Origin of the sequence: Pseudomonas sp. IT-P171, from assembly GCF_949767765.1 — a bacterium.
GTDB classification, from domain to species: domain Bacteria; phylum Pseudomonadota; class Gammaproteobacteria; order Pseudomonadales; family Pseudomonadaceae; genus Aquipseudomonas; species Aquipseudomonas fluorescens_B.
Genome location: NZ_CATKQN010000005.1, coordinates 14237 through 40965, shown reverse-complemented (window position 1 = coordinate 40965; position 26729 = coordinate 14237). Strand labels below are relative to the sequence as shown.

The 26729-nt window shown below is 58.1% G+C and carries 19 protein-coding genes; all 19 read right to left on the bottom strand.

Annotated elements, in window-relative coordinates; genetic code table 11:
• Nucleotides 1–2: 2 nt before the first annotated feature.
• The 19 genes from fliG to flgJ all read right to left on the bottom strand — a co-directional run bounded on the left by fliG (nucleotide 3) and on the right by flgJ (nucleotide 26718).
• The gene (gene fliG, locus ACM6I5_RS04280; RefSeq protein WP_003184041.1) at nucleotides 3–1022 is read right to left on the bottom strand and encodes a flagellar motor switch protein FliG; all 1020 of its coding nucleotides are present in this window, start codon (nucleotides 1020–1022) and stop codon (nucleotides 3–5) included.
• Entirely contained in the window at nucleotides 1015–2799 is a 1785-nt protein-coding gene (fliF, locus tag ACM6I5_RS04275) for a flagellar basal-body MS-ring/collar protein FliF (RefSeq protein WP_017337180.1), read from the bottom strand. The genes fliG and fliF overlap by 8 nt, the downstream gene beginning before the upstream one ends.
• 15 nt (nucleotides 2800–2814) lie before the next feature.
• Nucleotides 2815–3144, bottom strand: coding sequence for a flagellar hook-basal body complex protein FliE (fliE, locus tag ACM6I5_RS04270; protein ID WP_017337179.1), 330 nt, complete (start codon nucleotides 3142–3144; stop codon nucleotides 2815–2817).
• Nucleotides 3145–3273: 129 nt separating this feature from the next.
• Nucleotides 3274–4659 carry a sigma-54-dependent transcriptional regulator gene (locus ACM6I5_RS04265; RefSeq protein ID WP_017337178.1) on the bottom strand — a complete coding sequence of 462 codons (1386 nt, stop codon included), beginning with the start codon at nucleotides 4657–4659 and terminating at the stop codon, nucleotides 3274–3276.
• 5 nt (nucleotides 4660–4664) lie between these two features.
• Entirely contained in the window at nucleotides 4665–5870 is a 1206-nt protein-coding gene (locus ACM6I5_RS04260; protein WP_162491079.1) for a sensor histidine kinase, read from the bottom strand.
• A 128-nt stretch (nucleotides 5871–5998) separates the two neighbouring features.
• Nucleotides 5999–7474 carry a sigma-54 dependent transcriptional regulator gene (locus tag ACM6I5_RS04255; protein ID WP_008044600.1) on the bottom strand — a complete coding sequence of 492 codons (1476 nt, stop codon included), beginning with the start codon at nucleotides 7472–7474 and terminating at the stop codon, nucleotides 5999–6001.
• A gap of 170 nt (nucleotides 7475–7644) precedes the next feature.
• Complete coding sequence (locus ACM6I5_RS04250; RefSeq protein ID WP_414883264.1) at nucleotides 7645–7941, bottom strand: flagellar protein FliT; 297 nt, start codon at nucleotides 7939–7941, stop codon at nucleotides 7645–7647.
• Nucleotides 7942–7950: 9 nt separating this feature from the next.
• Entirely contained in the window at nucleotides 7951–8346 is a 396-nt protein-coding gene (gene fliS, locus ACM6I5_RS04245) for a flagellar export chaperone FliS (protein WP_414883263.1), read from the bottom strand.
• Nucleotides 8347–8477: 131 nt separating this feature from the next.
• Entirely contained in the window at nucleotides 8478–9884 is a 1407-nt protein-coding gene (fliD, locus tag ACM6I5_RS04240; RefSeq protein ID WP_414883262.1) for a flagellar filament capping protein FliD, read from the bottom strand.
• A gap of 72 nt (nucleotides 9885–9956) precedes the next feature.
• The gene (locus ACM6I5_RS04235; RefSeq protein ID WP_414883261.1) at nucleotides 9957–10322 is read right to left on the bottom strand and encodes a flagellar protein FlaG; all 366 of its coding nucleotides are present in this window, start codon (nucleotides 10320–10322) and stop codon (nucleotides 9957–9959) included.
• Nucleotides 10323–10394: 72 nt separating this feature from the next.
• On the bottom strand, nucleotides 10395–11246 hold the full coding sequence (locus ACM6I5_RS04230) for a flagellin domain-containing protein (protein WP_414883260.1): 852 nt from the start codon (nucleotides 11244–11246) through the stop codon (nucleotides 10395–10397).
• A 359-nt stretch (nucleotides 11247–11605) separates the two neighbouring features.
• The gene (locus tag ACM6I5_RS04225; protein WP_414883259.1) at nucleotides 11606–12538 is read right to left on the bottom strand and encodes a ketoacyl-ACP synthase III; all 933 of its coding nucleotides are present in this window, start codon (nucleotides 12536–12538) and stop codon (nucleotides 11606–11608) included.
• A 493-nt stretch (nucleotides 12539–13031) separates the two neighbouring features.
• Nucleotides 13032–13781, bottom strand: coding sequence for a class I SAM-dependent methyltransferase (locus ACM6I5_RS04220; protein ID WP_414883258.1), 750 nt, complete (start codon nucleotides 13779–13781; stop codon nucleotides 13032–13034).
• A gap of 48 nt (nucleotides 13782–13829) precedes the next feature.
• Nucleotides 13830–15212, bottom strand: coding sequence for a methyltransferase domain-containing protein (locus ACM6I5_RS04215; RefSeq protein WP_414883257.1), 1383 nt, complete (start codon nucleotides 15210–15212; stop codon nucleotides 13830–13832).
• A gap of 153 nt (nucleotides 15213–15365) precedes the next feature.
• Nucleotides 15366–18095: a glycosyltransferase gene (locus ACM6I5_RS04210; RefSeq protein ID WP_414883256.1), complete on the bottom strand. Its 2730-nt coding sequence runs from the start codon at nucleotides 18093–18095 to the stop codon at nucleotides 15366–15368.
• A gap of 55 nt (nucleotides 18096–18150) precedes the next feature.
• Nucleotides 18151–21714, bottom strand: a complete 3564-nt coding sequence (locus tag ACM6I5_RS04205) for a glycosyltransferase (RefSeq protein ID WP_414883255.1) — start codon at nucleotides 21712–21714, stop codon at nucleotides 18151–18153.
• 70 nt (nucleotides 21715–21784) lie between these two features.
• Complete coding sequence (locus tag ACM6I5_RS04200; protein ID WP_414883254.1) at nucleotides 21785–23332, bottom strand: flagellar hook-associated protein 3; 1548 nt, start codon at nucleotides 23330–23332, stop codon at nucleotides 21785–21787.
• Between the two features lie 13 nt (nucleotides 23333–23345).
• On the bottom strand, nucleotides 23346–25406 hold the full coding sequence (gene flgK / locus ACM6I5_RS04195) for a flagellar hook-associated protein FlgK (protein WP_414883253.1): 2061 nt from the start codon (nucleotides 25404–25406) through the stop codon (nucleotides 23346–23348).
• A 22-nt stretch (nucleotides 25407–25428) separates the two neighbouring features.
• Complete coding sequence (flgJ, locus tag ACM6I5_RS04190) at nucleotides 25429–26718, bottom strand: flagellar assembly peptidoglycan hydrolase FlgJ (RefSeq protein WP_017337158.1); 1290 nt, start codon at nucleotides 26716–26718, stop codon at nucleotides 25429–25431.
• Nucleotides 26719–26729: the final 11 nt, after the last annotated feature.

Below are 26729 nucleotides of genomic sequence, written 5' to 3'. Positions count from 1 at the left end.
CCTTAGATCATCTCTTCGCCGCCCTTCCCGCCGAGAACGATTTCTCCGGCTTCGGCCATACGGCGAGCAATGGTGAGGATTTCTTTCTGCGCAGTTTCCACGTCGCTGACGCGCACCGGGCCTTTGGCCTCGAGGTCGTCGCGCAACAGTTCGGCCGCCCGTTTGGACATGTTCTTGAAGATCTTTTCCTTGACGCCTTCGTCCGAGCCCTTGAGGGCAAGAACAAGCACATCGGAGGACACTTCACGCAGCAACGCCTGAATTCCGCGGTCATCGACATCGGACAGGTTGTTGAACACGAACATGAGGTCTTCGATCTGACCGGACAGGTCTTCGTCGACTTCGCGGATCGAGTCCATCAACTGGCCTTCGATCGAGCTGTCGAGGAAGTTCATGATGTCGGCCGCACGCTTGATGCCACCCAGGGTGGTGCGCGAGGCATTCGAGTTGCCGGAGAACTGCTTCTCGAGAATCTGGTTGAGTTCTTTCAGGGCCGCTGGCTGCACGGTGTTCAGCGAGGAAACCCGCAGAATGATGTCCAGTCGTACCTTGTGGTCGAAGTTGCCCAGCACTTCGCCGGCCTGGTCCGGGTCGAGATACGCCACGACGATCGCCTGGATCTGTGGGTGCTCGTAACGGATCACGTCGGCGACGGCGCGCGGCTCCATCCACTTCAGGCTGTCGAGCCCACTGGTGTTGCCGCCCAGCAGGATCCGGTCGATCAGGCCGTTGGCCTTGTCTTCGCCCAGGGCCTGGGTCAGCATTTTACGCACGTAGTCGTCGGAGCCGACGCCCAGGCTGGTCTGGTCGCCGACGATGTCGACGAACTCGCTCATCACCTGTTCGACTTGCTCGCGGTGCACGTTCCCCATCTGCGCCATGGCCACACCCACACGCTGGACCTCTTTGGGCCCCATATGGCGCAGCACTTGCGCGGCATCGGTAGACCCCAGGGACAGCAGCAGAATCGCGGCTTTATCAACCCGGGACAGTTTGGCGACAGCGGCTCGGTTATCACTCATCTGCGTTAATCCACTCTTTCACGACCTGGGCCACACGACCCGGGTCTTCTGCCACCAGACTCTTGATTGCGTTCAACTGTGCATCATAGCCTTCGCTCGGGCTCGGCAGCAGGATGCTGGTCGGGCCACCGAGGCTGACGCGGTCGTTGGCCAGTTCGCCGTCCAGGCCGCCCATACCACCGAGCTCTACGTCGCTGCCCAGGCCCAGTTGCTTGCCTTTGCCGCCATTGGTGATGTTGTTGAGCACCGGACGCAGCACACCGAACACCAGTATCAGGATGAACAATACACCCAGCACTTGTTTGACGATGTCCCAGAACCATGGCTGGGAGTAGAACGGAATATCGGCAATCACTTCACCGCGCTCGGCGGAGAACGGCATATTGATCACACTGACGCTGTCGCCACGACTGGCGTCGAAGCCGACGGCGTCCTGCACCAGACGGGTGAAGCGTGCGAGCTCATCGGCGCTCCACGGTGCGCGGGTGGTTTCACCGTTGGCTGCGTTGATCTTGACCTGATCGTCCACCACCACCGACACCGACAGGCGGTTCAAACGCCCTTGTTGTTGCTTGGTGTGGCTGATGGAACGGTCGAGTTCAAAGTTCTTGGTGGATTGTTGACGCTTGTCCGCCGGGTACGGCGCCAGCATCGGCTGGCCGGTGGCCGGGTCCATGATCTGCTGACCATTGGCGTCCAGCAGTGGCTGGCCTGGCTGCACCATGCCGGCCTGCGCGGTGGCGCCACCGGTGGTTTGCGGCGCCGAAGCAGGTGATGGCGGCTGGTTGCTCAGCGCCCCCGGTACACCTTGCGGGCCATTGCTGGCGGTACGTTGCTCGTTGACCGACTGCTCGCTGCGCAGCGCCGGCTGGTCCGGATTGAACTGCTCGGAGGTCGACTCGACGGCGCTGAAGTCCACGTCGGCGGAGACTTCGGCTTTATAGCGGTCGTTGCCCAGCACCGGTTGCAGGATGTTGTGCACGCGCTGGGTGAGCATGCTTTCCATGCGACGGCTGTAATCGAATTGCTTGCCGGCCATGGTCAGTTCGGAGTTCTCCGCCTGATCCGAAAGCAGGTTGCCCTTCTGATCGACGACGGTGATCTGCGACTTGCTGAGTTCAGGCACGCTGGTCGCGACCAGGTTGATGATCGCCAGCACCTGACCCGGCTCCAGTGAGCGGCCGGAATACAGCTCAACCAGAACCGAAGCACTTGGTTTGCGCTCGTCGCGAACGAACACCGAACTCTTCGGAATCGCCAGGTGCACGCGGGCACCCTTGACGTTGTTCAGGCTGGAAATGGTCCGGGCCAGTTCGCCCTCGAGGCCGCGACGATAACGGGTCGCTTCCATGAACTGGCTGGTACCGAGGCCCTGGTCCTTGTCGAGGATCTCGAAACCGATGTTGCCGTCGCTGGGAGTGACACCAGCGCCCGCGAGCTTGAGTCGCGCACGGGACAAGTCATCGGCCTTGACCAGCAAGGCACCGGAATTCGGTTCTACGGTGTAGGGAATGTCAGCGGACGCCAGAGTATCCATGACTTGCTTGGCGTCCATACCGGCAAGGCTGCCGTACAGAGGCCGGTAGTCCGGCTGCTGGGACCACAACACCACGGCGAAGCCAATCGCCACGCTCGCAGCCAGGCCGACCAACAGGCCCACCTGACGCAACATGGTCATCTCGGAGAGGTTTTCCAGGAAGGACAAGCCGAACAGCGGCGGTTTGCCGTCTATCGGAGTGGCCTTGGCCGGAACATTATCGGCGACTGCTTCTGCCATGACTCAATCTCGTCCTTAAACCGGCATCTGCATGATGTCTTGGTAAGCCTGAACCAGCTTGTTACGCACTTGGGTCAACGCCTGGAAAGACACGCTGGCCTTCTGCGAGGAAATCATCACATCGGTAAGGTCCACGCCGCTTTTGCCGATTTCGAAGGCATTGGCCAACTGGCTGGACGCCTGCTGTGTATCGTTCACTTTATTGACGGCCTGACCGAGCATGTCGGAAAAGCTGCTGCCACTCAGTTCAGGGACGGCGGCAGTCGATTTAGGCGCAGACATGGCATCCATTTGCATGGAACGCATATCCAGCATCAATCGATTAAATTCAATACCTTGGCTCATGGTCTACTCTCATTGGCGACCCGCAATTTTTTGACACTCACTCGGCGGGTAGTGAGGTGTTAGCAACAAGGGTGCCAGCTCCGTGGCCGCCCTGAACAAAAGCCTTCCAGGCTTTGCCTTGCCTGCGAATCAGGTGGCGAACAAATAAGCTTCCACATCCATTCCGGCATCGCGCATTTGCGCCAGCTTGTAGCGCAGCGTCCGCGGACTGATTCCCAGACGCTCGGCCGCTTCTTTGCGGCGCCCACGCTCAGAGCGCAGGGTGTCGATGATCATCTGGAATTCGCGACGACGCAGATCGTCCCCCAGCGCCCCAGCCGATTCGGCCTCGACCTCCATCGACCGCACCGGCACCGACGCCAATGTCGGCAAGGGCGCACAGGCAACCGGTCCGGCGAGGCAAAAATCCTGAGGCTGAATCAAACCGCCCTGCTGCAGAATCAAGGCACGCTGAATCGCGTTGTCCAGCTCTCGCACATTGCCCGGCCACGGGTAACCGATCAGGCACGCCTGCGCCTCGGGCGAGAGTCTCGCCGCGGCATGCTTCATTTTATTGACGTGCTTGGCCAGCAGGCGCTCGGCCAGCGGCAGGATATCGGCGGTGCGCTCGCGCAATGGACGCCAGGCCAGGGGAAATACCGACAGGCGATAGTAGAGGTCTTCACGAAAACGCCCCGCCGCCACTTCACCCGCCAGGTCACGGTTGGTGGTCGCGACAACACGAATGTCCAGTGCAATGGGCTTGCGTGCCCCCACGCGCTCGACTTCGCGCTCCTGCAGCACACGCAGCAACTTGGCCTGAAGGCCGAGAGGCATTTCGGAAATTTCATCCAACAGGATGGTGCCGCCGTCGGCCTGCTCGAACTTGCCGGCCTGCGCCGCGATGGCGCCGGTGAACGAGCCCTTCTCGTGACCGAACAGCGTCGCTTCAAGCATGTTGTCGGGAATCGCCGCGCAGTTGATCGCAATGAATGGCTGACTGGCGCGATGCGAGTGCTGATGGATGTAGCGCGCCAGCACTTCCTTACCGGTCCCGGACTCACCGGAGATCAATACGGTGGAATCGCTACGCGCCACTCGCGCCGCCAATTCGAGTAATTGCGCACTGGCCGGCTCATACGCAACAGGCCCTTCGCTGTCGGGAGCGCCGAGACTGCCCAGCGCATGACGCGCCACCAGATCCAGCAGCGCCTTAGGCTCGAACGGCTTGACCAGATAATCCACCGCGCCCTGACGCATTGCATCGACCGCGCGCTCCACGGCGCCATGAGCCGTCATCAGCAAGACGGGCAATTGCGGCTGACGAGCCCGCAGCAAACCGAGCAACTGATGACCATCCATGCCCGGCATGTTGACGTCGCTGAGCACCAGATTGAACGTCTCGGCGCCGACTGCCTCGAGCGCCTCCTCCGCCGAACCGACAGCCTTGTAGTCGTGCCCCGCGAGCAACAGCGTATCCGCCAGCGCCTCGCGTAACGCGCGGTCATCCTCGACCAGTAAAACCTTGATTGCCATGTCCTTCACTCCGCTCCCTGAGCGCTACGCTTTTCATCAAAAAAAAGCGGCAGAATCACCTGCGCGCAAGTGCCGCGTCCCAGCCGCGAGCGCAGCTGCAATTCTCCCTGGTGAGCACGCGCCACGGCCTTGACCACGGTCAGACCGAGGCCCGTTCCGGTGGTTTTGGTGGTAAAGAACGGCTCGCCGAGACGCGCCAGCACTTTCGCATCGATACCGCTGCCGCTGTCGCTGACCGAGACTCGCAGGGTGTTGTCACGACTGTAGAGATGAACTTTCAAACGGACGTCGCCGGCACTGGCCTGGATGGCGTTCTCGATCAGGTTCAGGATCGCTCCGACCAGGGTGTCGCGATTGCACAGCAATTCTCCCGCATGGCTATCGCACTGCCAGCGAATCGGCAGGTCCTGCACGTGGGTCAATGCGGCCGATTGCAAGGACTGCATGAGCATCTTCGGCGTGACACGGTCAGTCAGCGGCAGTTCGCCGCGCGCGAACACCAACATGTCGCGCACTTGATGCTCCAGCTCATGCAGGCGCTCTTTCAGGCGGCCGGCGAAACGTTGCTGCGTGGCCACCGGCAGCTCTTGCTCGGTCAAATGACTGGCGTAGAGCAACGCGGCGGACAAGGGCGTGCGGATTTGATGAGCCAGCGACGCGACCATGCGGCCGAGTGACGACAGGCGTTCGTGGCGGGCCAGTTGATCTTGCAGGTGACGGGTTTCGGTCAGGTCGTTGAGCAGCACCAATTGGCCGGGCTCGGCATCCAGCGAGCGAGTGGCGATCGACAGGCGCCGACCGTCCTTGAGCGAGATTTCATGACCATCGTCTTCACGCGGCGCAAAGCAACGGGCAATGACATGACGCCACAGCTCGCCTTCGAGGGGCAGCCCCAGCAATTCACAGGCAGCAGGGTTGGCTTCGCGCACGATGCCTTGGGCGTCAATGACGATGACGCCGCCAGGCAATAGATCGAGGAGGTTTTGCAGGCGGTTGGCCAGGCGTTCTTTTTCTGCCAGCTCCTGCATGCGCTGAGCGCTGACCACCGCCAACTCGCCCTTGAGCTCGGTGACCCGTGCCTCGAGCATGCTGTAGGAGTCGGTCAACTGGCTCGACATCTGATTGAACAGCGCGAACGCCTGCTCAAGGCCAAGCCGGCTTGCCTGCTCTACGGACGACGGGTGCCCCGAAGCGTCAGGGACAGGAGACATCTGGGCGGCGTGGGGCATCGTGCTCTCTCGCGTGGCTGACCGTCAGTTAAACGGAACGTTGCGAGGGATGTAGCAATACCCGTGCCTAAAAAAAACTGCCTACAAATGAACGACTTGAAAAACAGGCGTCAATCATCCGCCTGTTCATCACCGTCGCGACGACTCATGCCGTACTTGCGCATCTTTTCCACCAGCGTGGTGCGGCGAATCCGCAGTCGCTCGGCGGCGCGCGCCACGATGCCATTGGCATCATCCAGCGCCTGCTGGATCAGGCCTTGCTCCAGACCACCGAGATAGTCTTTCAGGTCCAGGCCTTCCGGCGGCAGCATGGCATTGGCGGTAAAGTCCGGCGTATGACCGTTGATGGCCACCCGCTCTTCCAGATCGCTGCGCAGGCTGTCGACAAGTTGCTCGTCTTCATCATCGACGTAGCGGAATTTTTTCGGCAACTCGACGACGCCGATGACCCCGTACGGGTGCATGATCGCCATGCGCTCCACCAGGTTCGCCAGCTCGCGGACGTTGCCCGGCCAGCCGTGCCGGCACAGCGACATAATCGCGGCGGAGTTGAAACGGATCGAGCCACGCTTCTCGTGCTCCATGCGCGAGATCAGTTCGTTCATCAGCAACGGAATGTCTTCGACGCGCTCACGCAGCGGCGCCATCTCGATCGGGAACACGTTCAGGCGATAGTAGAGATCTTCGCGGAAGGTGCCGATCTCGATCATGCTTTCGAGATTCTTGTGGGTCGCCGCAATGATGCGCACATCGACGCTCTGGGTCTTGTTGCTACCCACGCGCTCGAAAGTGCGCTCCTGCAATACGCGCAGCAACTTGACCTGCATCGGCAGCGGCATGTCGCCGATTTCATCAAGGAACAGCGTGCCACCGTTGGCCAGCTCAAAACGACCGGCGCGGCTGGTGATTGCCCCGGTGAAGGCACCCTTCTCGTGACCGAACAGTTCGCTTTCCAGCAACTCGGCCGGGATCGCCCCGCAATTGACCGGCACAAACGGCGCATCACGACGCTTGGAGTGGTAGTGCAGGTTGCGCGCGACCACTTCCTTGCCAGTCCCGGACTCGCCGAGGATCAACACGCTGGCGTCGGTGTCGGCGACTTGCTGCATCATCTGGCGGACGTGTTGAATCGCCCGACTGGTGCCGACAAGACTGCGGAAAAGATTGGGTTCACGGTGGCGCCCGCGCTCACGAGCCTGGTCATACATCTCGCGATAGACCTGGGCGCGGTGCAGCGAGTCGAGCAGTTTGCTGTAGCTGGGCGGCATTTCGAGGGTCGAAAGCACTCGCCGACGCTGGTCTTCGGGCAGGTCAACGGAAGAATTATCGCCCATTAACAAAACCGGAAGGAACTCATCCCAGGTAGAGAGTGTCTTTAACAAGCCCGGAAGTGCGCCAGGAGCATTGACCGTCCCGATGAGGACACAGATCACTTCACGACTTGATGACAAAGAGCCGACAGCCTGCTGCCAGTCATGGCTACCGCAGGGTAAATTTTCTTCGCCAAGAAAATTTAAAATCACCGCCAAATCGCGGCGGCGGACGCTATCGTCATCAATCAGCAGAATTTTGGTTTCACGCCACATGCAATAGCAACTTCCCTAGTCAACTCAATGCCCGAAATGAGGGGGCAAGCTAGACGCTTGCAGACACGTTATGCCTGTAGACGCCTGAAATCTGCAACCAGCCACTAGTTAAGTCAAAAAACCGTGCACAGTCAAATTTATGGCGCACTACTTTTTCCAACCGCTCAGCCTTAGCTGAACAGATGGTATACTTTTGCGGCATTTTTCGCTTGGCGGATCTGCGTCATCTCGTCGACTATCGCTTGACGCTCCCCACTTGCAACATCAATTAGTTGGCGGTAAACGTCGAGCAACTCTTCCAGACTGTTGCGCACCCCCTGCTCGTTGACCGACGCTTCGGCAAGTACGTCCTCAACACAAACACGGCAGTGCAGGTCAAGTTCAGTGATGGTCTCCCAATCGCGACCAGCCAGCGCCCCAAGCAGCGCATCACGGGTTTGTTCGATACGTTCGAGCGTAGCACTCATGGTGTTCTCCTAGGAGTCGGCGGCTTGATCGCCGATCGCATCCCAACCTTCCTTCACGGTAATCAGCAGGCGCGCGACCTCGTTGAGGATCTCGGGGTCGTTCTTGACGTTGGCTTCAACCAAGCGCTTGCTCATGTAGGCGTACAGCGAATCGATGTCAGCCAGCGCCTCGGCCTGATACTCCAGGTCGAGCCCTTCGCGCAGGCCACCAATGATGCCGATGGCCTTGCCGATCAGAACACCTTTCTGGGCAACATCATTGCGCGCAATGGCACCTTTGGCTTGGGCAATACGGTCCAGACCGCCCTGCATCAGCATTTGTACCAGACGGTGCGGGCTGGCCTCGGAGGTTTGGGCCACACCGTTGACTTTCTGGTACTGCCGAAGGGCCAACATAGGATTCATGCTCTACCTCATAACAACGAAAACGTTCATATACCGCCTGTATCGCCTGCGCGTCAAAAAACTTTAGCGGTCAAAGCGAAAAGCCCGGAGCCTCTCTAAGAGTACTGCCGGGCTTCTGGCGTATCGACCGATCAGGAGTTCTTCTGCTGCGCCTCGATCGAGGCGAACATGGAAACGATGTTCTTGCGTTGCGCCTCGAGCTTGCCGACCAGGGTATCCATGGCCACGTAGCGCTTGGTCAGCGTTTCGGTCAGCGCGTCTATACGACGGCCGAGGGCCAACTGTTGGTTCGTGAGGTCGGTTTGCAGCTTGTCCAGACCGCTCTTGCGCGAGTCGAGAATACCGCCAGTCTGCAGGTAGGGCTCGATTGCCTTGTTCATACGCTCGAAGACACCATTGGTTCCGGAGAAGAGCTCCTGTATATCAGCGCCGAGCTTCTTTTCCTTCATGGCAGTGTCATATTTGACACTGTTGAATTCGAGAGTACCGTCCTTCTGAGTGTTGACACCCAACTGGCTCAAGCTGGTGAGTCGGTCACCGTTACCCTCCATGGCCAATTGCTTACGCAGATCCGAAAGCAGTGCTCGCGTAGTCGGGTCATTGGTCAGCGGACCCAGCACCGTATTGCCGTCAGCGTCCTTAGAAGAAGCAGACAGGCTGTTGGCCGTTTTGACCAAGGTGTTGTACGCATCGACATAGGCCTGGATCGATGTTTTCAAGCCAGCGGTGTTCTCACCCACCGTTACCGTGATCGCCTTACTTGGATCAGTTCCGGTTTCCTGGAGCAGATCAAGACTGATTCCACTGATTGCTCCACTAATCGTATTGGTCTTGCTAGTGACCTTGATACCGTCCACGTAGACCAGCGCATTCTCGGCCTCCGAGCCGATATAACCAGCACCATCACCGACCATTTCCTGGCCAGGAGGGATCTCGAGATCAGCGATGCCAGCAACCTTAATGTCCGTACCGAGACCGGTCATCGTCGAACTGAATACCAGACGCGAACCGTCCGCACCGCTCACGATGTTGGCGCTGATACCTTTCTCGGCCAGCGACGAATTGATGGTGTCACGCACCGTCTGCAAGGTCGCACCCGCACCGATCTTGACAGTATGGGTCACGCCGTCCTGCGTAATCAGCAGATCACCCTCCGGGATCGAGGTACTCGCTCCCGTTTCGAAGTTCTTGCTGGCTACTTTCGATGATGTGGCGAGATTCTCGACGCGCACCAAGTAACTACCAGGCACCGCCGTGTTGTTAGACGTAGCCTTGATAGTAGTATCGCTACTGGAGGTTGCCGTGTATGCACTAAAGGACGGAGCAGCGGTGTCGTTGAGTTTTTTCATCGCCGCCTGATACACAGACAGCGCACTCTTGAGCGACGCAACACCCGAAAGCATGGCTGTGTTGTTGGCGGTCTGGCGCTTGATTTGATTGGACTTTGGATCGGTCTCAGCCGCAACCAGTGTTTTCACAATAGCGTTGATATCAACGCCGGAACCCAGACCAGTGCCTGGTAAAATCGAACTCGCCATTGCTATTCCCTCTTGGTTGCATGCCGCCCCTAGTCGATCAAGACTAGCGAACTTGCCACTCGCTCGCCAGCATCAGACCTTGGCGTCGAACAGCAGGCTGTTTACATCGCTCAGACTGTGGGCAATTCTCAACGCCTCCTCCGAAGGGAGTTGGCGGATCAGCTCTCCAGTCTCACTGGCGATGACTTTGACTACAATTCGACCGGACTCTTCATCCGTGGAAAATTCGAGATTACGACGCGAGGTAGCGAGAAAATTCTCGATATCCTTGATCGCGCTTTTCACTTTCTCAGCTTCGGCAAGACCAGTATTGGCCCCGCCCTTCGCTGGCGTGATGGACTCAACGTCCTCCGCGGGCTTGGCCGGAAGTCGTTCGGTGGCCTGTTCGACCGGCTTCGCGGCCTGGTAAGACAGGTTCAGCTTGACGCTCATATCCATGCCAACCACCTCTCAATGTAAAAAGCGGAGGAGCACCGCAAGTGCACTCCCCCGCCGACAACCACCAGGCGATTACTGAAGCAGTTTCAGTACGGCCGATGGCAGTTGGTTAGCCTGAGCCAGAACCGAAGTCGATGCTTGCTGCAGAGTCTGCTGCTTGGTCAGCTGGGCAGTTTCAGCAGCGAAGTCGGTGTCCTGTACGCGGCCACGTGCAGCTTCGGCGTTTTCGTTGATGTTCTGCAGGTTGGCGATGGTGCTGGTCAGACGGTTTTGAACGGCACCGAGGTCAGCACGGGTGGTGTTGATATTCTTCAGCGCTTCGTCGATGGCGGTCATCGCGCCACTGAAGTTTGCTTCGATTTGAGTGGCATCACCAGTGATGGCTTTGGCATCCAGTGCGCTCAGAGCGCCGGTGGTGCTCATCGCGTCAGTCAGCGTGATGCTGATCTGGTTGTCGGAACCGGTGTTCGAGCCAACCTGGAAGACCATCGCGGTAGTAGTGGAACCGTCCAGCAGGTTCTTGTTGTTGAGCTGGGTGCTGGCAGCAATACGGTCCAGCTCTTTCGTCATCGACTGGAATTCCTTGTCCAGTGCATCACGGTCATCTACAGTGTTGGAGTCGTTACGCGCCTGGAGAGCCAGTTCACGCATACGCTGCAGGATGTTGGTCTGCTCTTGCATCGCGCCTTCAGCGGTCTGCGCGATGGAGATTGCATCGTTGGCGTTTTTGATTGCCATGGTCTGACCGCGGATCTGCGAAGTCATGCGGTTGGCGATCTGCAGGCCGGCAGCGTCGTCTTTCGCGCTGTTGATTTTCAGGCCGGAGGACAGACGGGTCATCGAAGTACTGAGAGCGTCGGAAGCACGGTTCAGGTTTTTCTGAACGCCCAGGGAGGTGGTGTTGGTGTTAACAGTCAAAGCCATGACGAATTCCTCGTTGGATGGGTACTACGGCTTCCGGCCTTGGCAATTCGCCGGGTGTGGCACAGAGAACCTTCGTAATAGTTATCGTCGTTTGGGCACGTTGCTTTAGCTGTTTTTTGAAAAATAATTAGTGGCATCCTGCCAGCCCAACAAAAGCGGGAGTTTGACGCCAAAAATCAGCGCATCCTCGAGCGTGACTGATAGTGTTTCAGTAGATTTACACCTCTATCAGGCTCTTCGAACAAAATCCTACACATGGATAGTTTCGTAGTTCGAAACGGTGTGTACAGGTGGACGATCAAAGTACACAAATAAAAACGCCGCCTGGGAAAGGCGGCGTTCTTTATTGCTACCGGCAGTCAGCCAAGACGCTCAATGATCGCCGAGCCCCACGATAGGCCTACACCAAAACCGCTCAAGGCGACACGCTTGTGTTGCGAACCCATCACGTGTTTTTCAAGCAGCAGCGGAATGCTGGACGACACGGTGTTGCCCGTCTCGGCCATATCCTTGACAAAACGCTTGGGATGACCACCCTCGAAACGCTGGGCTACGGCATCAACAATTGCTGCGCTTCCCTGGTGAAGGCAATAGAGGTCGATATCCTTTGCCTGCAACTGGCTGGCATCAAGCAGCTGCTGCAAGTGAGCCGGTACTTTGACCAAAGCGAAATTATAGACCTGACGACCATTCATGAAGAACTTGCCATCTGTAGTACGCAAGAATTCGGCGCCCGCGCCATCAGTGCCGAAAAGAGACTTGCCCAACTGCCAGTGCGCACCTTCTCCCATCCAGGTCACCGTGGCGGCATCACCGAACAGCATGGTGGTGTTGCGATCCTCCGGGTCTACAATCTTAGAGTAAGGATCGGCTGTGATCAGCAGGCCGTTCTTCAACCCGGCAGCCTCCATGAAGCCTTTCATGGCATACAAACCATAAACATAGCCGGAGCATCCCAGAGAGATGTCGAAGGCGGCGAGATGGGTCGGCAGACCGAGTTTGTGCTGGACGATGGCGGCAGTGTGTGGCAAGCCTTCAGCATCGCCGTTCTGAGTGACAACGATCACAACGTCTATCGAGGCCGGATCCAACGCTGGGTTGCCAGCGAACAGGGCCTTGACGGCCTCGACACACAAATCGGAGGTTTCCTGACCAGCATCCTTACGCGGCAAGAAAGTAGAACCGATCTTGCCAAAGATGAAATCCTGATCCTTACCGAATTTCGCGCCTTGCGCGTAGTTGTCCAGCCCTTCAGCCGGCACGTAACTGGCGATACTTTTAATGCCAATCATATGGCTTCCCAATTCAGAAAAAGCAAAATGCCCACCAGGCACCACGAACGCACGCCAGGTAACAAGCCCCTGGCAATGCCGCTCGCTGGCTCAGCTGTTCCCGGTTTCGGGAATGATAACAGTGAAGATGCCCGTCGTGACTTCCAAGTCACGCTCTTTTATCGAATCGATTGTCGATATAACCAGAAATCGCGCACGACTTATCCCAAGCCTGAGAAGGTGCAGGCGCACTGTTCGATAGACCGGATGGTTCTCTAGAAGCCAACATGACCTGGCATGGTTGACGACTGCCTGAACGATAGCGGGTGAAAGCACTTGGCTGGAGACTTGCCTGACGCATGGGACCTAATTACATCAAGCGCTCAAGCAAGCGCTTCGTGACGGGACGCAAACATGAAGAAAGGCGAACGGCATGATCGATCAGCTTCCCTGATCGGGAGGGTATCAGCCTGCCTGTGGCCGAAACGCCCCCCCCCCCCATGCACTCAAACGACTAGGGCTGCAGGTCCGACTGCCCCTTGGTAAAGTCGAGTAACTTCTTCAGGACATCATTCACGACGGCTTCACGACCTTCCATCGCACTCAATCGCTGAACAGCCTCGTTCAATCGCCGAAGATCCTCTGGAAATTCAAAGTAGCTAAAAATCTGCTCGCTACCGGACACCTTGCCGTTCTCAAACTTTTGAATCGCTTTGATCATTCGGTTCGGGTGCTGGCGTATGCAGGCTTCGTCCTTGACGAAAACCGCAAGGAAGTCGCTCCATACATCCATATGCTGAGGCGTGATAAAGGACTCCAGCAGCGCCGGGGTCATGCCCTGATGCTTGGCCCAAGTGACCAGCGCACTCCCTGCATCAGGGTAGAAACGCCAGCAGTCAACCGGGTAGCGGTGGAAAGCGCCATTGGAGGGCACGTTAATGAACAGCAATCCATCCGGCTTTAAAATCCTCAAGCACTCGGTGAACGACAACCAGAACATCTCCGAATGCTCAAGGCATGAGGAACTGACAATCACATCGACAGAATCACTCTCGAACGGAAGGCTATACGGGTCGGTGAGTACTACATCGACCCCTTTGCCAACGACGAAGTCGACCCCGATGTATCGCACACCTGGCGGAGCGACTTCTCGAAGTGACCCATTAACGTCTTGCGCACCGATCTCGACAACCACGCAAGTCGAGTTTTTATCCAGGTAGGTATCGAAAAACAGTTTTCCGTTTTGCATTGCGGTGGGGTGCATTATTTCAAACTTCCAATCCGAATAAAGATGAATAGTTGACGCGGAACGTCAACCGGCCACGGCCCTGAACACATACTGGAGTGGTAGCGCATCCTGAACAGCCATTTCCGGATCTCTTCCCGCCGCAGCAGCCATCGCATGGATCACCGGGAGAAATTTCTCGCGCTGAGGCTCTTCAAAGACACGCGGCACCCCTGCCTCGACGGTCAAACCCGCTTGGTTGAACATTTCGAGCATGGTGACCAGCGTGAACCAACGAATATGAGTCCTGTCGAACAGACCGGAATCTTCATAGCGGAAATCACCCACACTGAGCCGCGCTTGAACACTCCAGTGCTGGGCATTCGGAATACACGCGACGACACAGCTACCAGGTGCGCTCGCTTCACGGATTCTCTGCAAGAGCAGCCATGGATCGTACAGATGCTCAAGTACATCCCCAAACACCCAACAGTCAGCGGCTAGATCGCCAGCAAGCAGATCAACGCTGGCCGTTTCGATGTTCATGTCAAGTACACGATCACAGTGCTCGCGTGCGAGCTCCGCATAGCCTGCATCGATCTCGATCCCCGTGTAATGAACATCGGGGTTCAGTTTTTTGTACTCGCGCGCGAGCGCACCCGAGCTGCAACCGATCTCCACAACACGCTTGGCATTCGCAGGCATCATCTTGAGTAAATCCGGGTTATGGAACTGATGGACCGGGGTTTGTTTCTGCACAGTAGTCTCCTGAGGCTTTCGGATGTCTGCAACGGCATACTTGTTTTGATAACGGCGAAAGCTCTCGCGCCATGCGGGCGTACCGAACGCCCCTCCGCTTTCATGGACGACGCTTAGCGGCCACGTGCCCATGCTTAACCCGTTCAGTTCAGCCGAACGACAGAAATCCATGTCATAGAAGTGAAATTCAAATTGCTCGTCAAAGCGCACCCTGGCTTGTTCGAGGCGCTCACTGTCCACCGCAAGCAACAACCCATCGAGCAATTTGCAGGGTTGAGGCACACGCCCGAAATTCGAGACAGAGCAAGGGAAACTCTTACCGTGCCCGACCATACCGCTCAGGAAACACGCCTGATCCCACGTGAACCGATCATCAATAAAGGCCCAAGCAGGCTGACCTTCAACACGCCGTGTATTGCCTGCAAGCCCGACAATATCGAAAGCGGCAACCCCTTCGCGTATGCGTTCGCTCCACAAGAAGTCACACAGGTGCACATCATCATGAACGAACACCAGAATGGCGGGATTTTCCCTGGCCTCATCAATGACGCGGTTGTAGAGGGTCGAAAGCCCCTCCTTGTTCTCTGCAAACAGCCTGATCTCCACAGGGTTGGCCGCTTGGTGGATCAACAAGGATCGACCAAGAGCAGTCTTCGTGGAAAACTCCTGCTCAGATACTCGCGTTCCACATACGATTCGAATAGGTTTCATGCAGGCACTTCGTTATTGAATATTGACAAGGACACCCGACCCACGGCCTCGCCGCATCTCGCGCCCTGGGTACCCAGTGAATCACAACGTGAGGCAGCCTCCCTGCTGAACAGAGAGCGACCGCACTGAACCAATCAAATCAAGCCAGGGCAGTTACAACATCGCCGTCCAGGCCAACTCGCCCTCGGGGCTCAGTCGCTCGTCAGTCGCCGGTCTCGTGAAAGCCTGCGGCCAACGTTCGGCCAGCGCCTGGGCAACACTGACATCAGGTGCCGACAGACTCGCAACGCTGATCTGAGTTTGCGGTGTCCATACCACCGCAAGGCCAGCGTCCTGCGCCTGCAGGCACAACTCGATATCGGCCCCGGGCAGCGCCTGCAAACCGCCGCACTGTTCGAACAGTGCCTTGTGCACCATCAAGCAATCCCCGGAAACGGCCGCACAACCACGCACTGACAAATGCCACTGATCAGCGGCGTCCAGCCAAGGTGTATCAACCTGTGGACCACTCAGCAGGCCATAACCGGCATGCGCCAAGGCTGAATCAGCGCCATACAGCGCGCCACCCACTACGCCGACTTCCGGGCGCTGGGCTTCGTTGAGCAAGCCTTCGAGCCAAGCGGGACTGATGACCTCTCCACCGGCCGAGAGCAGCACCAGATACTCGCCCTTGGCCTGACTAGCCGCCAGATTGAGCAAGTCATTTCGCGAAGCACCAGACTCTGCGTTTAACACCCGTACACGGTTGCCCAACCCATGGTGCTCGCCGATTTCATCAGCGCCATTATCGCCAGAGCAAGCCACGATCACTTCATAACGCGGGTAGCGCGTGCGCTGCAGGACACTGGCCAGGCACGCCTGCAAAGGCGCAACACGCTCCTCGCTCGCCACCAGGATGCTGACCAATGGCGTAGCAGCATGACGAAAATCGATCTGCAACCCGGATTTGCCATCGTCACTGACGTGGCCACGATAGCCCAGTTGCCTCAGGTGGCGCTCCAGCACCACCTCGGCTTGCGTAGTCAACGCCTGCGACGATTGTTCGCCGAGTACAAGGTAATCATCCAGATGAGCAAGACAGGCCACGCCTTGCGCTTCCACCAGACGCAGCAGCAGGTCAAGCTCTACGGCCTGAGGCTGGGCATCGCCGTAGCCTCCCAGATCGAGCACGGCCTGACGTCGTACCAGCCAATGACGCGACATCAGGGCAGGCTGACCACGCAGCAGATCAAGATCGGCACCTGGGCGCACGACGCTATTCAAGCGCCCTTGCTCATCGAGCTGCACTTCGTTGGCGCAAATGGCATGGCAGGCCGCTGCATTACTCAGTTCCAACGACAAGTGCAGCAATCCGCCAGTGAGCAACTGTTCACCTGCCTGCATCAACAGCAGCCATTCACTCGGCAACTTGTGCACCGCCTGGTTCAGGTGAGCGACCCAGTTGCTTTCCGTGACCTGAATGAAGTGCAAGGCATCACGCGGCGTGGTAATCACCGACGGCTTGCCTGCCTTGAGCACCAACAACTTGAAATTGCGCACACCACTAGCGAGCAGGCTGTCGAAGGTTGCCTGCAGCGATATGTCATCATTGCTCAGGTCGAGCACCACAAAGGCAATTTGATCACCGGGCGAGCGCGTCAGATGCGCCAACACGCGCTCACGCGCGGCCTCATCCGGCGTCGCTGCCGCCAGCGTCGCAAGAATCTGGCCAGAGGTCGTAGCCGCAAGGCTCTGCTGCGGATCATACGACGGGATCTGCGCCAGACGCTGGATCCATTCGTTCATCTCGCCGGCGTTAACTGCATCACTCTCGCTGTCCAGAGAATCGGCCAACCGCTCACAGACTTCACGATTGAACAGGCCCAGAGCCAGCGCTTGCCAGTAACGATGCTGAAGACTTCCGTGGGTATCGCTGGGGTGAATCAGTAAAAGTTCGCGCTGGCGGACCCAACTGCCCTCCAGAGCCTGGAACTGTTGCTCTCCCGTCGGCCAGCCATGGCAGAGGAACTCCAGCGTGGTCAAGTAATCGAACACCGCTCCGTTGTAGTACGGAAGCTCGACGAACTGATGAGGCTCGAACACACGCTCTGGCCCCTCTGCAATACTCGTCCAGGAAGAAGTGAACAGAAGTGGCTGTTCCAGCACGGCATAAGTGTTGCGGACAAAACGATTGAGCAGCGCAAAACCTGCCTCACCGTTGCACAGGCCGAACCCGGCCGCATCCCACTGCAGCATTGCGCGAACGGCTTGAGTGAAGTGTTCTTCCTGAACCGCAATTGGCAGCGTGCAAGGCTCGTACTCAGAGACTACATCCGTCTGCTCGATGGATTCGATCCCACCTTGCGCCAGCAGTGCATAGGACAACGCTACACGCCAACCGGAAAAATCCAGTTGATCTGGCAACAGCGCCAGTGCGCTCTGCAAGGCCTCGACTCGCAATACCGCTCGCCAGGCGGGTTGAGCCGCTTCAGCGTACTGACCTAAACGAGCAGTGGCGCTCTCTTCGGACAAGGGCGCCAGGACAGAGCCGACTTTGTGATAAGCCACTTGCCCATTGCCTACCGCATAAGCCAGTGCATAACCCTGAGCCCCAATGGACTGCGAGGCAGCCTGCAAACGAACGGCAGCGTTGTCCAGGGCTGCGGGCAAAATGAAGTCGGAGTCCAGCACCAACACCACCAATGGCGTTGTCACCTGTTCCAGCGCCTGAGCCAGCCGCTGGCTGCACAACGCACTGCTGCTGGCGTGTAATGACTCCAACGGCAGACAAGAAATATCGACCTGCTGGTAGAAGTGCTGTGCCCGTGCCCGGTGGTCTACCTGCTCATGTCCAAGCAGAACGACCGTGACATCATTGCGCGACCCGGTTGCGATTGCGTTCATAGCGTACCTGTTTCAAATAATGGGTTCAGCGCCCGGCGTGGCCGAGCGCCAGGATTCAGTCCGCCAGCCAGGCATTCGCCCAGTGCTGCAGATGTCGCGGTGTAAGCAAATAGTCTCGTAACACGACTTCCCGCAGGGCATCGCCTTGACGGTAGCTGGCCTGAGGATCCGACAAGTGCATGCGAATCGCATCCAACCACTGTTCAGTCGAGTTTTCGCGCACCCGCGTACAAGGCAGGTATCCCGCATAAGCCTTGGTATCGGTACAAATCACAGGATAGCCACACACGCCATACTCCAGCAGACGCAGGTTGCTCTTGCAATCGTTGAACAGGTTCTGCTCGAGCGGGGCCAGGGCCAAATCAAGGTTGAGGCTGGCCAACTTCTGCGGGTACTGAGCCAGCTGTACCGCTTTGTGGAACTCTTTCACGTAGGGACGCAAAATTTCGGGGCACATGCCGAAGAATATCCAGTCGACTTCATCAGCCAGGCGCTGGACGACCTCCAGCATCAGTTCCAGATCACCACGGTGGCTGGTACCGCCAGCCCACCCTACCCTCGGCTTGATGCTCGTCTGGCGCTCGCTGTTCAGCCCAGCCCACAGCGATGCCGCCAGCATGTTGGGTACCACACGAATATCCTGATGCATGTGCGACAGCGCATCGGCCAATGGCTCGGTGGAAACGACTAGCCGATCACACAGACCAATGGCCTGGCTGAGTTTTTGCCCTGTGTTACTAGGCCAGTTTCGGACATGGTCGTTCTTTTTCGGGGGATCAATGATGTAGTCATCGATCTCAAAGATTCGCCGGGCATTGGAAAACTGCTTGAGCCGCGCGATTTCCTTGCTGCTTTCGTTCGCATAGCGTAGCTGGATGATAATCACATCCGGTTTTTCACGTTCCGCTTCGACGGGTTTCGGCATACTGAAACTGAGCCGCCCCTGAATCCAGCCGGCGCGCTCCAACTCAGTGAATGGCTGGATGACACGGTAATGACCGACACCCGATGCATTGAATGGCAACGCCAGCACTGAAGGCATCGCGCGATCAATGAAAGGATCCCAGCCATTACGCAACCCGGGTTCAAGATTGAAGCTTCCCTGGGTCAGGCTCAGGTTCCGATTGTAGTTGGGGTCGCAAGCGACGCTGGGCAGCCACCGCTGATAGAACGCCTGCTCGTCGGCCTCCTGATCGACGTCCGAAGAATCGCTTGCCACGCCCAATCGCGCCACTTTCGAAAATGGCGTCCAAACGATCAGGTAACCGAGCTCGCGTGCGCGTAGACACAGGTCGGCATCGAACCAGTTTTTTCGCAACGAATCGGTGTCCAGCCCTTGCAACTCACGGAACAATGCCCGCCGTACCAAAAGGCAATCCAGACTCAAGGCGCTCCAATTCTGCACCACGCGCAGACGGTCGAGATAACTGCTATCGGCACAACCCAAGAATGGATTACCTGCCAGCCCCCTGAGACCCAATACCAAAGCACACGAAGCGACCTTCCCATCACGGCCGAACAGCTTGGGCCCGACGACTCCGACTTCCGGACGCTGAGCCTGGAGCATGAGTTCGTTAAGCCACTGCCCGTCGAACAGTGCACACTCTGCATCCAGCAGCAAAAGATAATCGCCCCGTGCCAGCTCACTGGCTTGATTCAGGCTCTCTGCTCGAGATCGGGATTGAACGCGAACGACCCGCAACTGATCACCACCTAGCCCTTCCATCGCCGTCAACCAGCCCTGCACCTCGGCAGACTCATCACCGCTGGCGATCAGAAGGACTTCATACGAACCATAATGGGTATGCTCGAACAGAGACTCTACACAATGCCGCAATGTGAGCAGGTCGGCTGAGGCCGGTATCAGAATCGACACACTGGCCGGTTGTTCATACCGGTAGCCCACCCGGGTCATCGGACTATCAGGGTAACTGTCCACCTGAGCCGATACCCCCAGACGCTGGAGGTGCGCGCGCACCACAGGTGCGGCATGCGCCTGAATGGATGGTTCACGTATCCAGTCGGCGTAACTGTACTGACTCTGTACGAGCACTTCAGGTACGTGCTCGACCACATGTAAACCGTGGGTTTCGACCAAACGCCAGAGCACGTCGTGCGGGGCCAGGCCCGCATACTGTTCGTCAAACCCGCCTATCGCAGATAACGCCTCACATTTGAACGCCAACTGACGCCCGACATAGGGCAAGCTACGCATCAGATCAAGGTTGAAATCCGGCTTGAAGATCGGCTGGGAGGACGCTCGCCCATCATGCGTCCCTTCATCGCTGTACAGGCATAAGGCGTGCGCACGCAATGCCATGCGCTCGGCCATTATGACCAATGCATGGGGGTGTAGACGATCACCTGCCTGCAGCAGGAGTATCCAGTCCACCTGACCGTCATTCGCCAATAACGTATTAACCTGCTTGAATCCGTCGCCCTGGCGGACCTGATATTGAACCCCAGCAATGGTCGGGGGCGTCGAATTGCCGGGGCCTAGCAACAGAATACGGCTGGCAGCATACGACTGTGCAGCCAGGCTATCCAAGGTCACGCGAAGGCCAAACTCGTCGCCCTCGCTACAAAACACCACCGGCATGATGCGTGGCTGGCAGGGCCACTGTTGGATCCGTTTGGGTAGCAGCCGTAGCTGCCCCTCAGACAAACTGCGGCACTCCAGCCATTCGCCATACAACTCAGCGAAATCAACGCTGTTCGTACCCACCTGCTGGTTGAAGGTCGCGATCTGTTTGGTCAGGAAGTTTCGAACATCCAGTTCTTCCCACGCCGGGTCAGCACCACCGAAATAAGAAGCCAAGGGCAGATAACGAACATAGCCGTCGGCCGGTGCCTTTTCACTGGTGCGTGCGGCCAGCATCTGCAGCAGCCACTCACTCTCAGCGGCAACCGCTTCAGTCATTGCCACCTGATGGCTGAGCCTGCCCGCATGAATGCGCTCAAAGCTCAAGAGTTGGTCAAGACTGGCGAGATGTCCGCGACGCAGCAAACAAATGTACAGAGCCATGTCCAGGCGTGCGACAAAACCCTGCCCATCCTGCACAAGCGCCTCAAGGTATTCCTCGACCTGAGCACGACGGAACAGGGCATGACTGATACCGCCAAAAAGGTTGACCGTATTATCGGCGACACACGCCAGCAAGTCGGTGCCATGGAGCACTGCACTCGTCGGCGAGATCAAGCAATTGAGAAAACGAGAAGGAAGCAGTATGTCGTCAGCATCGCAGAGCAACCGCTGGCCGATCACGATGCTGACCTCTTCATTTTCGTGCAGCACCTTGACCTGCCGACTGACGCACGACTGAACTAGGATGTCATCGTCGCAAAGGAACTTGATCATCTCGCCTGACGCGTGACTCAAACAGGCTAACAGGTTGCGGGCAAAGCCCAAGCGCTGGTGATTGCGCACATATCGCAGGGTTACCGACGATGCCTTGCCCAGCTCTTCGCAGATCGCCTCAATCTCCGGACCGGAGCTGTCATCGCAGATGACGACTTCCAGGCACGGATGATCCTGATTGATTGCGCTGAGTAAGGTGCCGCGGAAAAACTCAGGATTGAAGGCAGGAATAGCGATGCTGACAAGAAGCGGTTCGTTCATTGGGTAAACCTGGAAAGGACGCCAGGTGACGACCGGCCGTCACCTGGGTTGATGCAGCGAGGAGGTTCTATCAGAGCCGATTGAACAGTCCGAGCGAAGCGATTTTGCTGAACGCCAGTTGAGAGGCCTGCAGCATGTTTTGCTGCAAAGTCAGCCGCGTCATGACCTCCGCAGGATCCGAATCACGGATGGTTGATTGCGTCTGATTGTTTGCCAGCACCAAGGCTACGTTGGACTCACTCTGGGTGTCCAGAGCGGCACCACGACCACCGATAGAACTGATTCCGACAGCCAACTGATCGATACCGCTGGCAAGGTTCCCCATGCCTGACAACATCGCCGCTTGTTGCTTCTGGGTTGCGACGACATCACCGTTCGTTGGTGTGTTGAGTGCGGTTTTTAACTGACTTACGGTATCCAGAATGTTCTGGGTCTCGTGGGTGTTGACCGCCACGTTGAACTGGTCGCCCGTTTGCAGAGGATCGGCCACCGTGTCGTTCAGTGTGAATTCCACACCGGATGCGGTCGCGGTATTGCCCACCAGCGTGCCGCCGGAGACGGGCTTGCTGTCGGCAGTAATCGGGGCTGCGTACAAATCGAACGTGGTTGCGCTGGTGAATTTCAGCACCGCCGAGCCATTCGGGAAACTGGCATTGTAAGCAGTCTGATCGGTAATTCGGGTGCCGGTCACCTGCACCGGGCTCGGGTTGCCTGGACCACGGGAAACGTTGAAGGTATCCGGCTTCCCTTCCAGCGTGAACGTACGCCCGGCCAACGGGGCAGCAGGATCGTTGAAGCTCAGGCTCAGGTCGACACCACGAAAGCTGATGTTCTGATTCTTGCCATTGGTGATCACCCCGCCCTGAGTGGCTTCATTGGTCACGTCATTACCGAGGCCATCAGTAATTTTCAGCTGGGTCCCACTGACAAACTCAATCAGATACGGCTCGCCACCGCGGAATTTGTTGTTGTACGTGACATTCGAGTTCACTTGCCCATTGGACAAGGTCACAAGACCGTCATTCATCGACCCGGTAACCTGACTACGACTGGTGTTGATCGCTTGCTGGAATACTTCCCAACCGGTGCTGTTGGTGGCCATCGACATGCTGTCGCCGATTGGCAGGTTCAGCGTCACCTGATCGCCATTATAGGTATAGGTGCCATCGGAATTACGCGTGAACGGAACGGTATCGCCCTTGGAGCCGGCGAAAATGTACTTGCCGTTTTCATCCCGGCTGTTCATCAGGCTAAGCAACTGTTCTTCGATCTGGCCCAGTTCCGCGGCATTGGCCTGACGGTCGGCATCGGTGTAACCGGCGTTGTTGGCACCAATAGACAGTTCCCTGGCACGTTGCAACACGTTGGTGATGCTGTTCATCACTGATTCAGCCTGGCCCAGGGTGGCCTTGATGGTATCGGTGTTGGCCTTGTACTGCGCAAGCATCGAAGCCTGCTGCCCCAATTGCAGCAGGCGCGAGGCCCCCACCGGATCATCGGCGGCGGTGTTCACGCGAACCAGGCTGCTGGCCTCTTCGCTGCTCTTGACCACATTGGAGAAGTTCTTCTGATAGTTGGCAGCCGAGGATTCGTAAAACTGGGCGGTAGAAATGCGCATGGGCTACGACTCCTTAAAGACTGTTGATCAGTGTGCTGAAGATTTCCTGCGCAGCCTTGATGATCTGCGAGGACGCGGTGTAGTACTGCTGATACTTGACCAGGTTGCCGGTTTCCTCATCGAGATCGACACCCGAGAGCGAGTCGCGCGCGCCCTTGGCGTTCGCCAGGATGGCGTCGGTCGCGGCGCTGTCGAGCTTGCCTTGGGCAGCCTTGGCGCCGACACCCTCGACCAGTTTGCCGTAGGCATCGGTCAGGGAAATGCCCTTGCTGGCGGAACCGGTGTCGACGGTTTGCGCCGTCTGCAGGTTGGCCAACGCAGTACCGTTGCGGTTATCCAGGGTGCCCGGCTGGCTGAGCGAGACGTTGATCGCGGTGCCTTTGCCCGGGGAGCCGGCGACGGTCATGTCGAAGTTCGCAGTGTATTGAGCGGCAGGCGGCGCAGGGATCGGCGCACCACTGGCATCCTTGAGCGGAATGCTCAGGTTCAGGGTGTTGTTCTCGCCAGGCTTGATCGTGCCGCTGCTGATCACCCCACCGTTGGCATCCAGAAACTGATAGGTCTGGCTGGTGCCGTCGGCGGATACGTCACCGAATACGATTTTGGTCGGTGTGGAGTTTTTCAGGCCGTTCTGCATCGCGGTAGTGGTGGCCGCGTCGTAGAGGTCGAACTTGGTGGTCAGGGTCGGTTGACCGCTGGCCGGAATCGTCAATGTGCCACTGCCGCCCGCCGCAATAGCCGCGCCCAGGGGTGCCGCGATGGCCAGACGCTTGGAGTCGGTCATCTCGGTCTTGATGTTCGCCGCCGCATCGCGGGTCGGAGTGATCTTGAAGGTGTCGCCTGCCGTGGCAGACGCCGCGTTGAACTTCAACTCAAACCCGTCGATGACCGGTGCCGTTGCCGGCGGTGCCGTGCTGAAGGTGCCCATGGGCGTGTTGTCCGGCAGGCGTTGAACGGTGTAGTCGGTCGCGGTGGTGAACGTGACCTTGTAATCGTTAATGGTCAGCTTGCCAGTGTCCTTGATGCTCACATCGAAGTTGCCGGCGCCCACGTTGCTGGTGGCGGCGATGCTGCGTTCAGAGACCAGCTTGGCCGAATTGATGTTGGTAAACAGGTTCGAACCGAAGGCACCGTTCTTGTCGATGCCCTGAGCCTGAAGGCTGTTCATCTGATCGGCGACGACCAGCGCTACACGCCCCAGTTCGTTCATGGCCGGGTCCAGCACCGTGCTGCGATAACGCAGCAGACCGCCGATTTCACCGCCGGTCATGATCGACGTGATGTCGATGGTGCTCGAGCCGCGATTGAGCTGCAGCGCCAGACGGCCCGGGTCTTCCTTGCTTGGCACCGTCTCGAGTTTGCTGGACGTGTTGCCTATGACCAGCGGCTGACCGCTGCCCAGGTAAATGTCGAGGCTGCCTTCACGCTCCACCACTTGCGCACCGGTGAAGGTCGACAGTTGGCGCACGGTTTCGTTACGCGCATCCAGCAGGTCGTTCGGCATGCCGCCGGAGCTGGAAATCTCGGAGATCTTCTGGTTCAACTGGGCCACGGTGGCGGCCAGCTTGTTGACCTGATCCGCCATGCTCGTCAGGTTGCCGTTGATGTTGGCATTCTGTTCGTTGAGCTGTGTGGAGACCGAGTTGAAACGGTTGCTCAAGGCCTGGGCATCGCTGAGCAGCAACTGGCGGGACGCATCGTCACCCGGCTTGGCGTTGACGTTCTGCACCGAGGCGAAAAACTTGGTCAGTGCGCCGTTCAGGCCGGTGCTGGTGTCGGAGAGCAACTTGTCCAGCGGCGTGACCTGATTCAGGTAGGCGGCCGAATCGCTGTTGAGCGAAGTGGTGGTCTGCAACTGCGCATCGAGGTAGCTGTTGTATACGCGGCGCACATCGGCCAGCGTCGTGCCGGTGCCGATGTAGACGTTACCGAAATGCTGAGAGGCTTTGGTGCCCTGCACTGTTTGCTGGCGCGAGTACCCGGCGGTGTCGACGTTGGCAATGTTGTTGCCGGTGGTCATCAACGAGGATTGGCCAGCGGCCAGACCCGACATCCCGATATTGAGCAAACTCATGGTTCGACCTTAATCCTTGTGCCTATAAAGGCGTGGTGGAAACGCCCGCCGCAGCGTAGTTCTGGTAACTCGTCATCTGCTTGGCTATCTGCGAAATCTTGCTCGCGTAGTCCGGGTCGGTTGCATAACCGGCCTTTTGCAACTCGCGTACAAACTGTTCTGGGTTATCGGCCGACTTCACGACATCTTGATAGCGATTGTTGGTCTGCAGCAAAGTCACAAGGTCATGGAAGCTGTCCTTGTAAGAGTCGTAGGAACGGAACTCGGCCGTCTCCTTGACCATCGCGCCATTTCTGAATTCGCTGGTAATCGCGCGCGCCGAATTGCCCTGCCAGTTGCTGCTGGCCTTGATGCCGAACAGGTTGTGGCTGCTGCTGCCATCCTGTGCGCGCATGACCGACTTGCCCCAACCGGTTTCCAGCGCCGCCTGGGCCACGAGGTAACGCGGATCGACCCCGATGCGCTCGGCGGCTTCCTTGGCCATCGGCAGCATGGTGTTGACGAATTCGTCGGCGGAGCTGAAGGCTTTCTTCGCTGGCGCCAGGGGGATTTGCGCCATGGCACGACCATGAATCTGCAGCCCGCCGTTCGATGCGGCCTGGGCATTCGCCAGCCAATCACCGTTGTACAACGGCCCTGAACCGGTAAGCGTGGTGCGCTCCGGCAATGGCGCCTTGTTGACAGTCGTGGCCGTAGTCGTGGCCGAAGGCACCAGGCCTGCCAGCAGACGGTCAGCCAGTTTCGGCGGCAACGCCAGACGTCGCTGATTGATCAGCGCCATGTCATTGCGGTGCGTGCCGTCGCCTGCTGCCTGCGGTGCATGGACCGAGCGCGACGCCCACAACGGACGCTCGCCATTGAGGCGCGACAACGGTCCGTTGGTGGCAACCGTGCCGGCGGCAATCGGCGTTTCTGCGGCGGCTTTCGCGGCCGCCTGCTTGGCCGCCGATGCGGCAGCTGCTTCGCCCGGCGCCATCGGTTTGTTCTTCGACATCTGGCGCATCAGCACGTCCGCCAGGCCGATACCACCACCCTCGCGAGACATGGAAACGGCCAACTGCTGGTCATACATTTCCTGGTATTGCTTGGCGGCCGGGGTGTTGAGCGGATTGTCCTCACCCAGGCTGTCGGTAGCCTTGCGCATGGACTTGAGCATTTCACCGAGGAACAGCGACTCGAATTCCTGCGCCACCTTGCGCATGTTCCCGTCACTGTTCTTGTCACCGACCTTGAGCTGGTTCAGCCTGTTCAGGTCCGAATAGGAACCCGAATCGTTGCTGCTGACACCCAGACCACCCTTGCGCATATCCATGGTCGCCGTCC

Coding starts and splice junctions, on each gene's coding strand:
- ACM6I5_RS04260 (WP_162491079.1), bottom strand. CDS start 5,870: ATGTCTCCTGTCCCTGACGCTTCGGGGCACCCGTCGTCCGTAGAGCAG.
- ACM6I5_RS04215 (WP_414883257.1), bottom strand. CDS start 15,212: ATGAAACCTATTCGAATCGTATGTGGAACGCGAGTATCTGAGCAGGAG.
- flgK (WP_414883253.1), bottom strand. CDS start 25,406: ATGAGTTTGCTCAATATCGGGATGTCGGGTCTGGCCGCTGGCCAATCC.
- fliS (WP_414883263.1), bottom strand. CDS start 8,346: ATGAATCCTATGTTGGCCCTTCGGCAGTACCAGAAAGTCAACGGTGTG.
- fliD (WP_414883262.1), bottom strand. CDS start 9,884: ATGGCGAGTTCGATTTTACCAGGCACTGGTCTGGGTTCCGGCGTTGAT.
- ACM6I5_RS04265 (WP_017337178.1), bottom strand. CDS start 4,659: ATGGCAATCAAGGTTTTACTGGTCGAGGATGACCGCGCGTTACGCGAG.
- ACM6I5_RS04255 (WP_008044600.1), bottom strand. CDS start 7,474: ATGTGGCGTGAAACCAAAATTCTGCTGATTGATGACGATAGCGTCCGC.
- ACM6I5_RS04225 (WP_414883259.1), bottom strand. CDS start 12,538: ATGATTGGCATTAAAAGTATCGCCAGTTACGTGCCGGCTGAAGGGCTG.
- fliG (WP_003184041.1), bottom strand. CDS start 1,022: ATGAGTGATAACCGAGCCGCTGTCGCCAAACTGTCCCGGGTTGATAAA.
- ACM6I5_RS04250 (WP_414883264.1), bottom strand. CDS start 7,941: ATGAGTGCTACGCTCGAACGTATCGAACAAACCCGTGATGCGCTGCTT.
- ACM6I5_RS04200 (WP_414883254.1), bottom strand. CDS start 23,332: ATGCGCATTTCTACCGCCCAGTTTTACGAATCCTCGGCTGCCAACTAT.
- flgJ (WP_017337158.1), bottom strand. CDS start 26,718: ATGGATATGCGCAAGGGTGGTCTGGGTGTCAGCAGCAACGATTCGGGT.
- ACM6I5_RS04220 (WP_414883258.1), bottom strand. CDS start 13,781: ATGCACCCCACCGCAATGCAAAACGGAAAACTGTTTTTCGATACCTAC.
- ACM6I5_RS04235 (WP_414883261.1), bottom strand. CDS start 10,322: ATGGATATGAGCGTCAAGCTGAACCTGTCTTACCAGGCCGCGAAGCCG.
- fliF (WP_017337180.1), bottom strand. CDS start 2,799: ATGGCAGAAGCAGTCGCCGATAATGTTCCGGCCAAGGCCACTCCGATA.
- ACM6I5_RS04230 (WP_414883260.1), bottom strand. CDS start 11,246: ATGGCTTTGACTGTTAACACCAACACCACCTCCCTGGGCGTTCAGAAA.
- ACM6I5_RS04205 (WP_414883255.1), bottom strand. CDS start 21,714: ATGAACGAACCGCTTCTTGTCAGCATCGCTATTCCTGCCTTCAATCCT.
- ACM6I5_RS04210 (WP_414883256.1), bottom strand. CDS start 18,095: ATGAACGCAATCGCAACCGGGTCGCGCAATGATGTCACGGTCGTTCTG.
- fliE (WP_017337179.1), bottom strand. CDS start 3,144: ATGAGCCAAGGTATTGAATTTAATCGATTGATGCTGGATATGCGTTCC.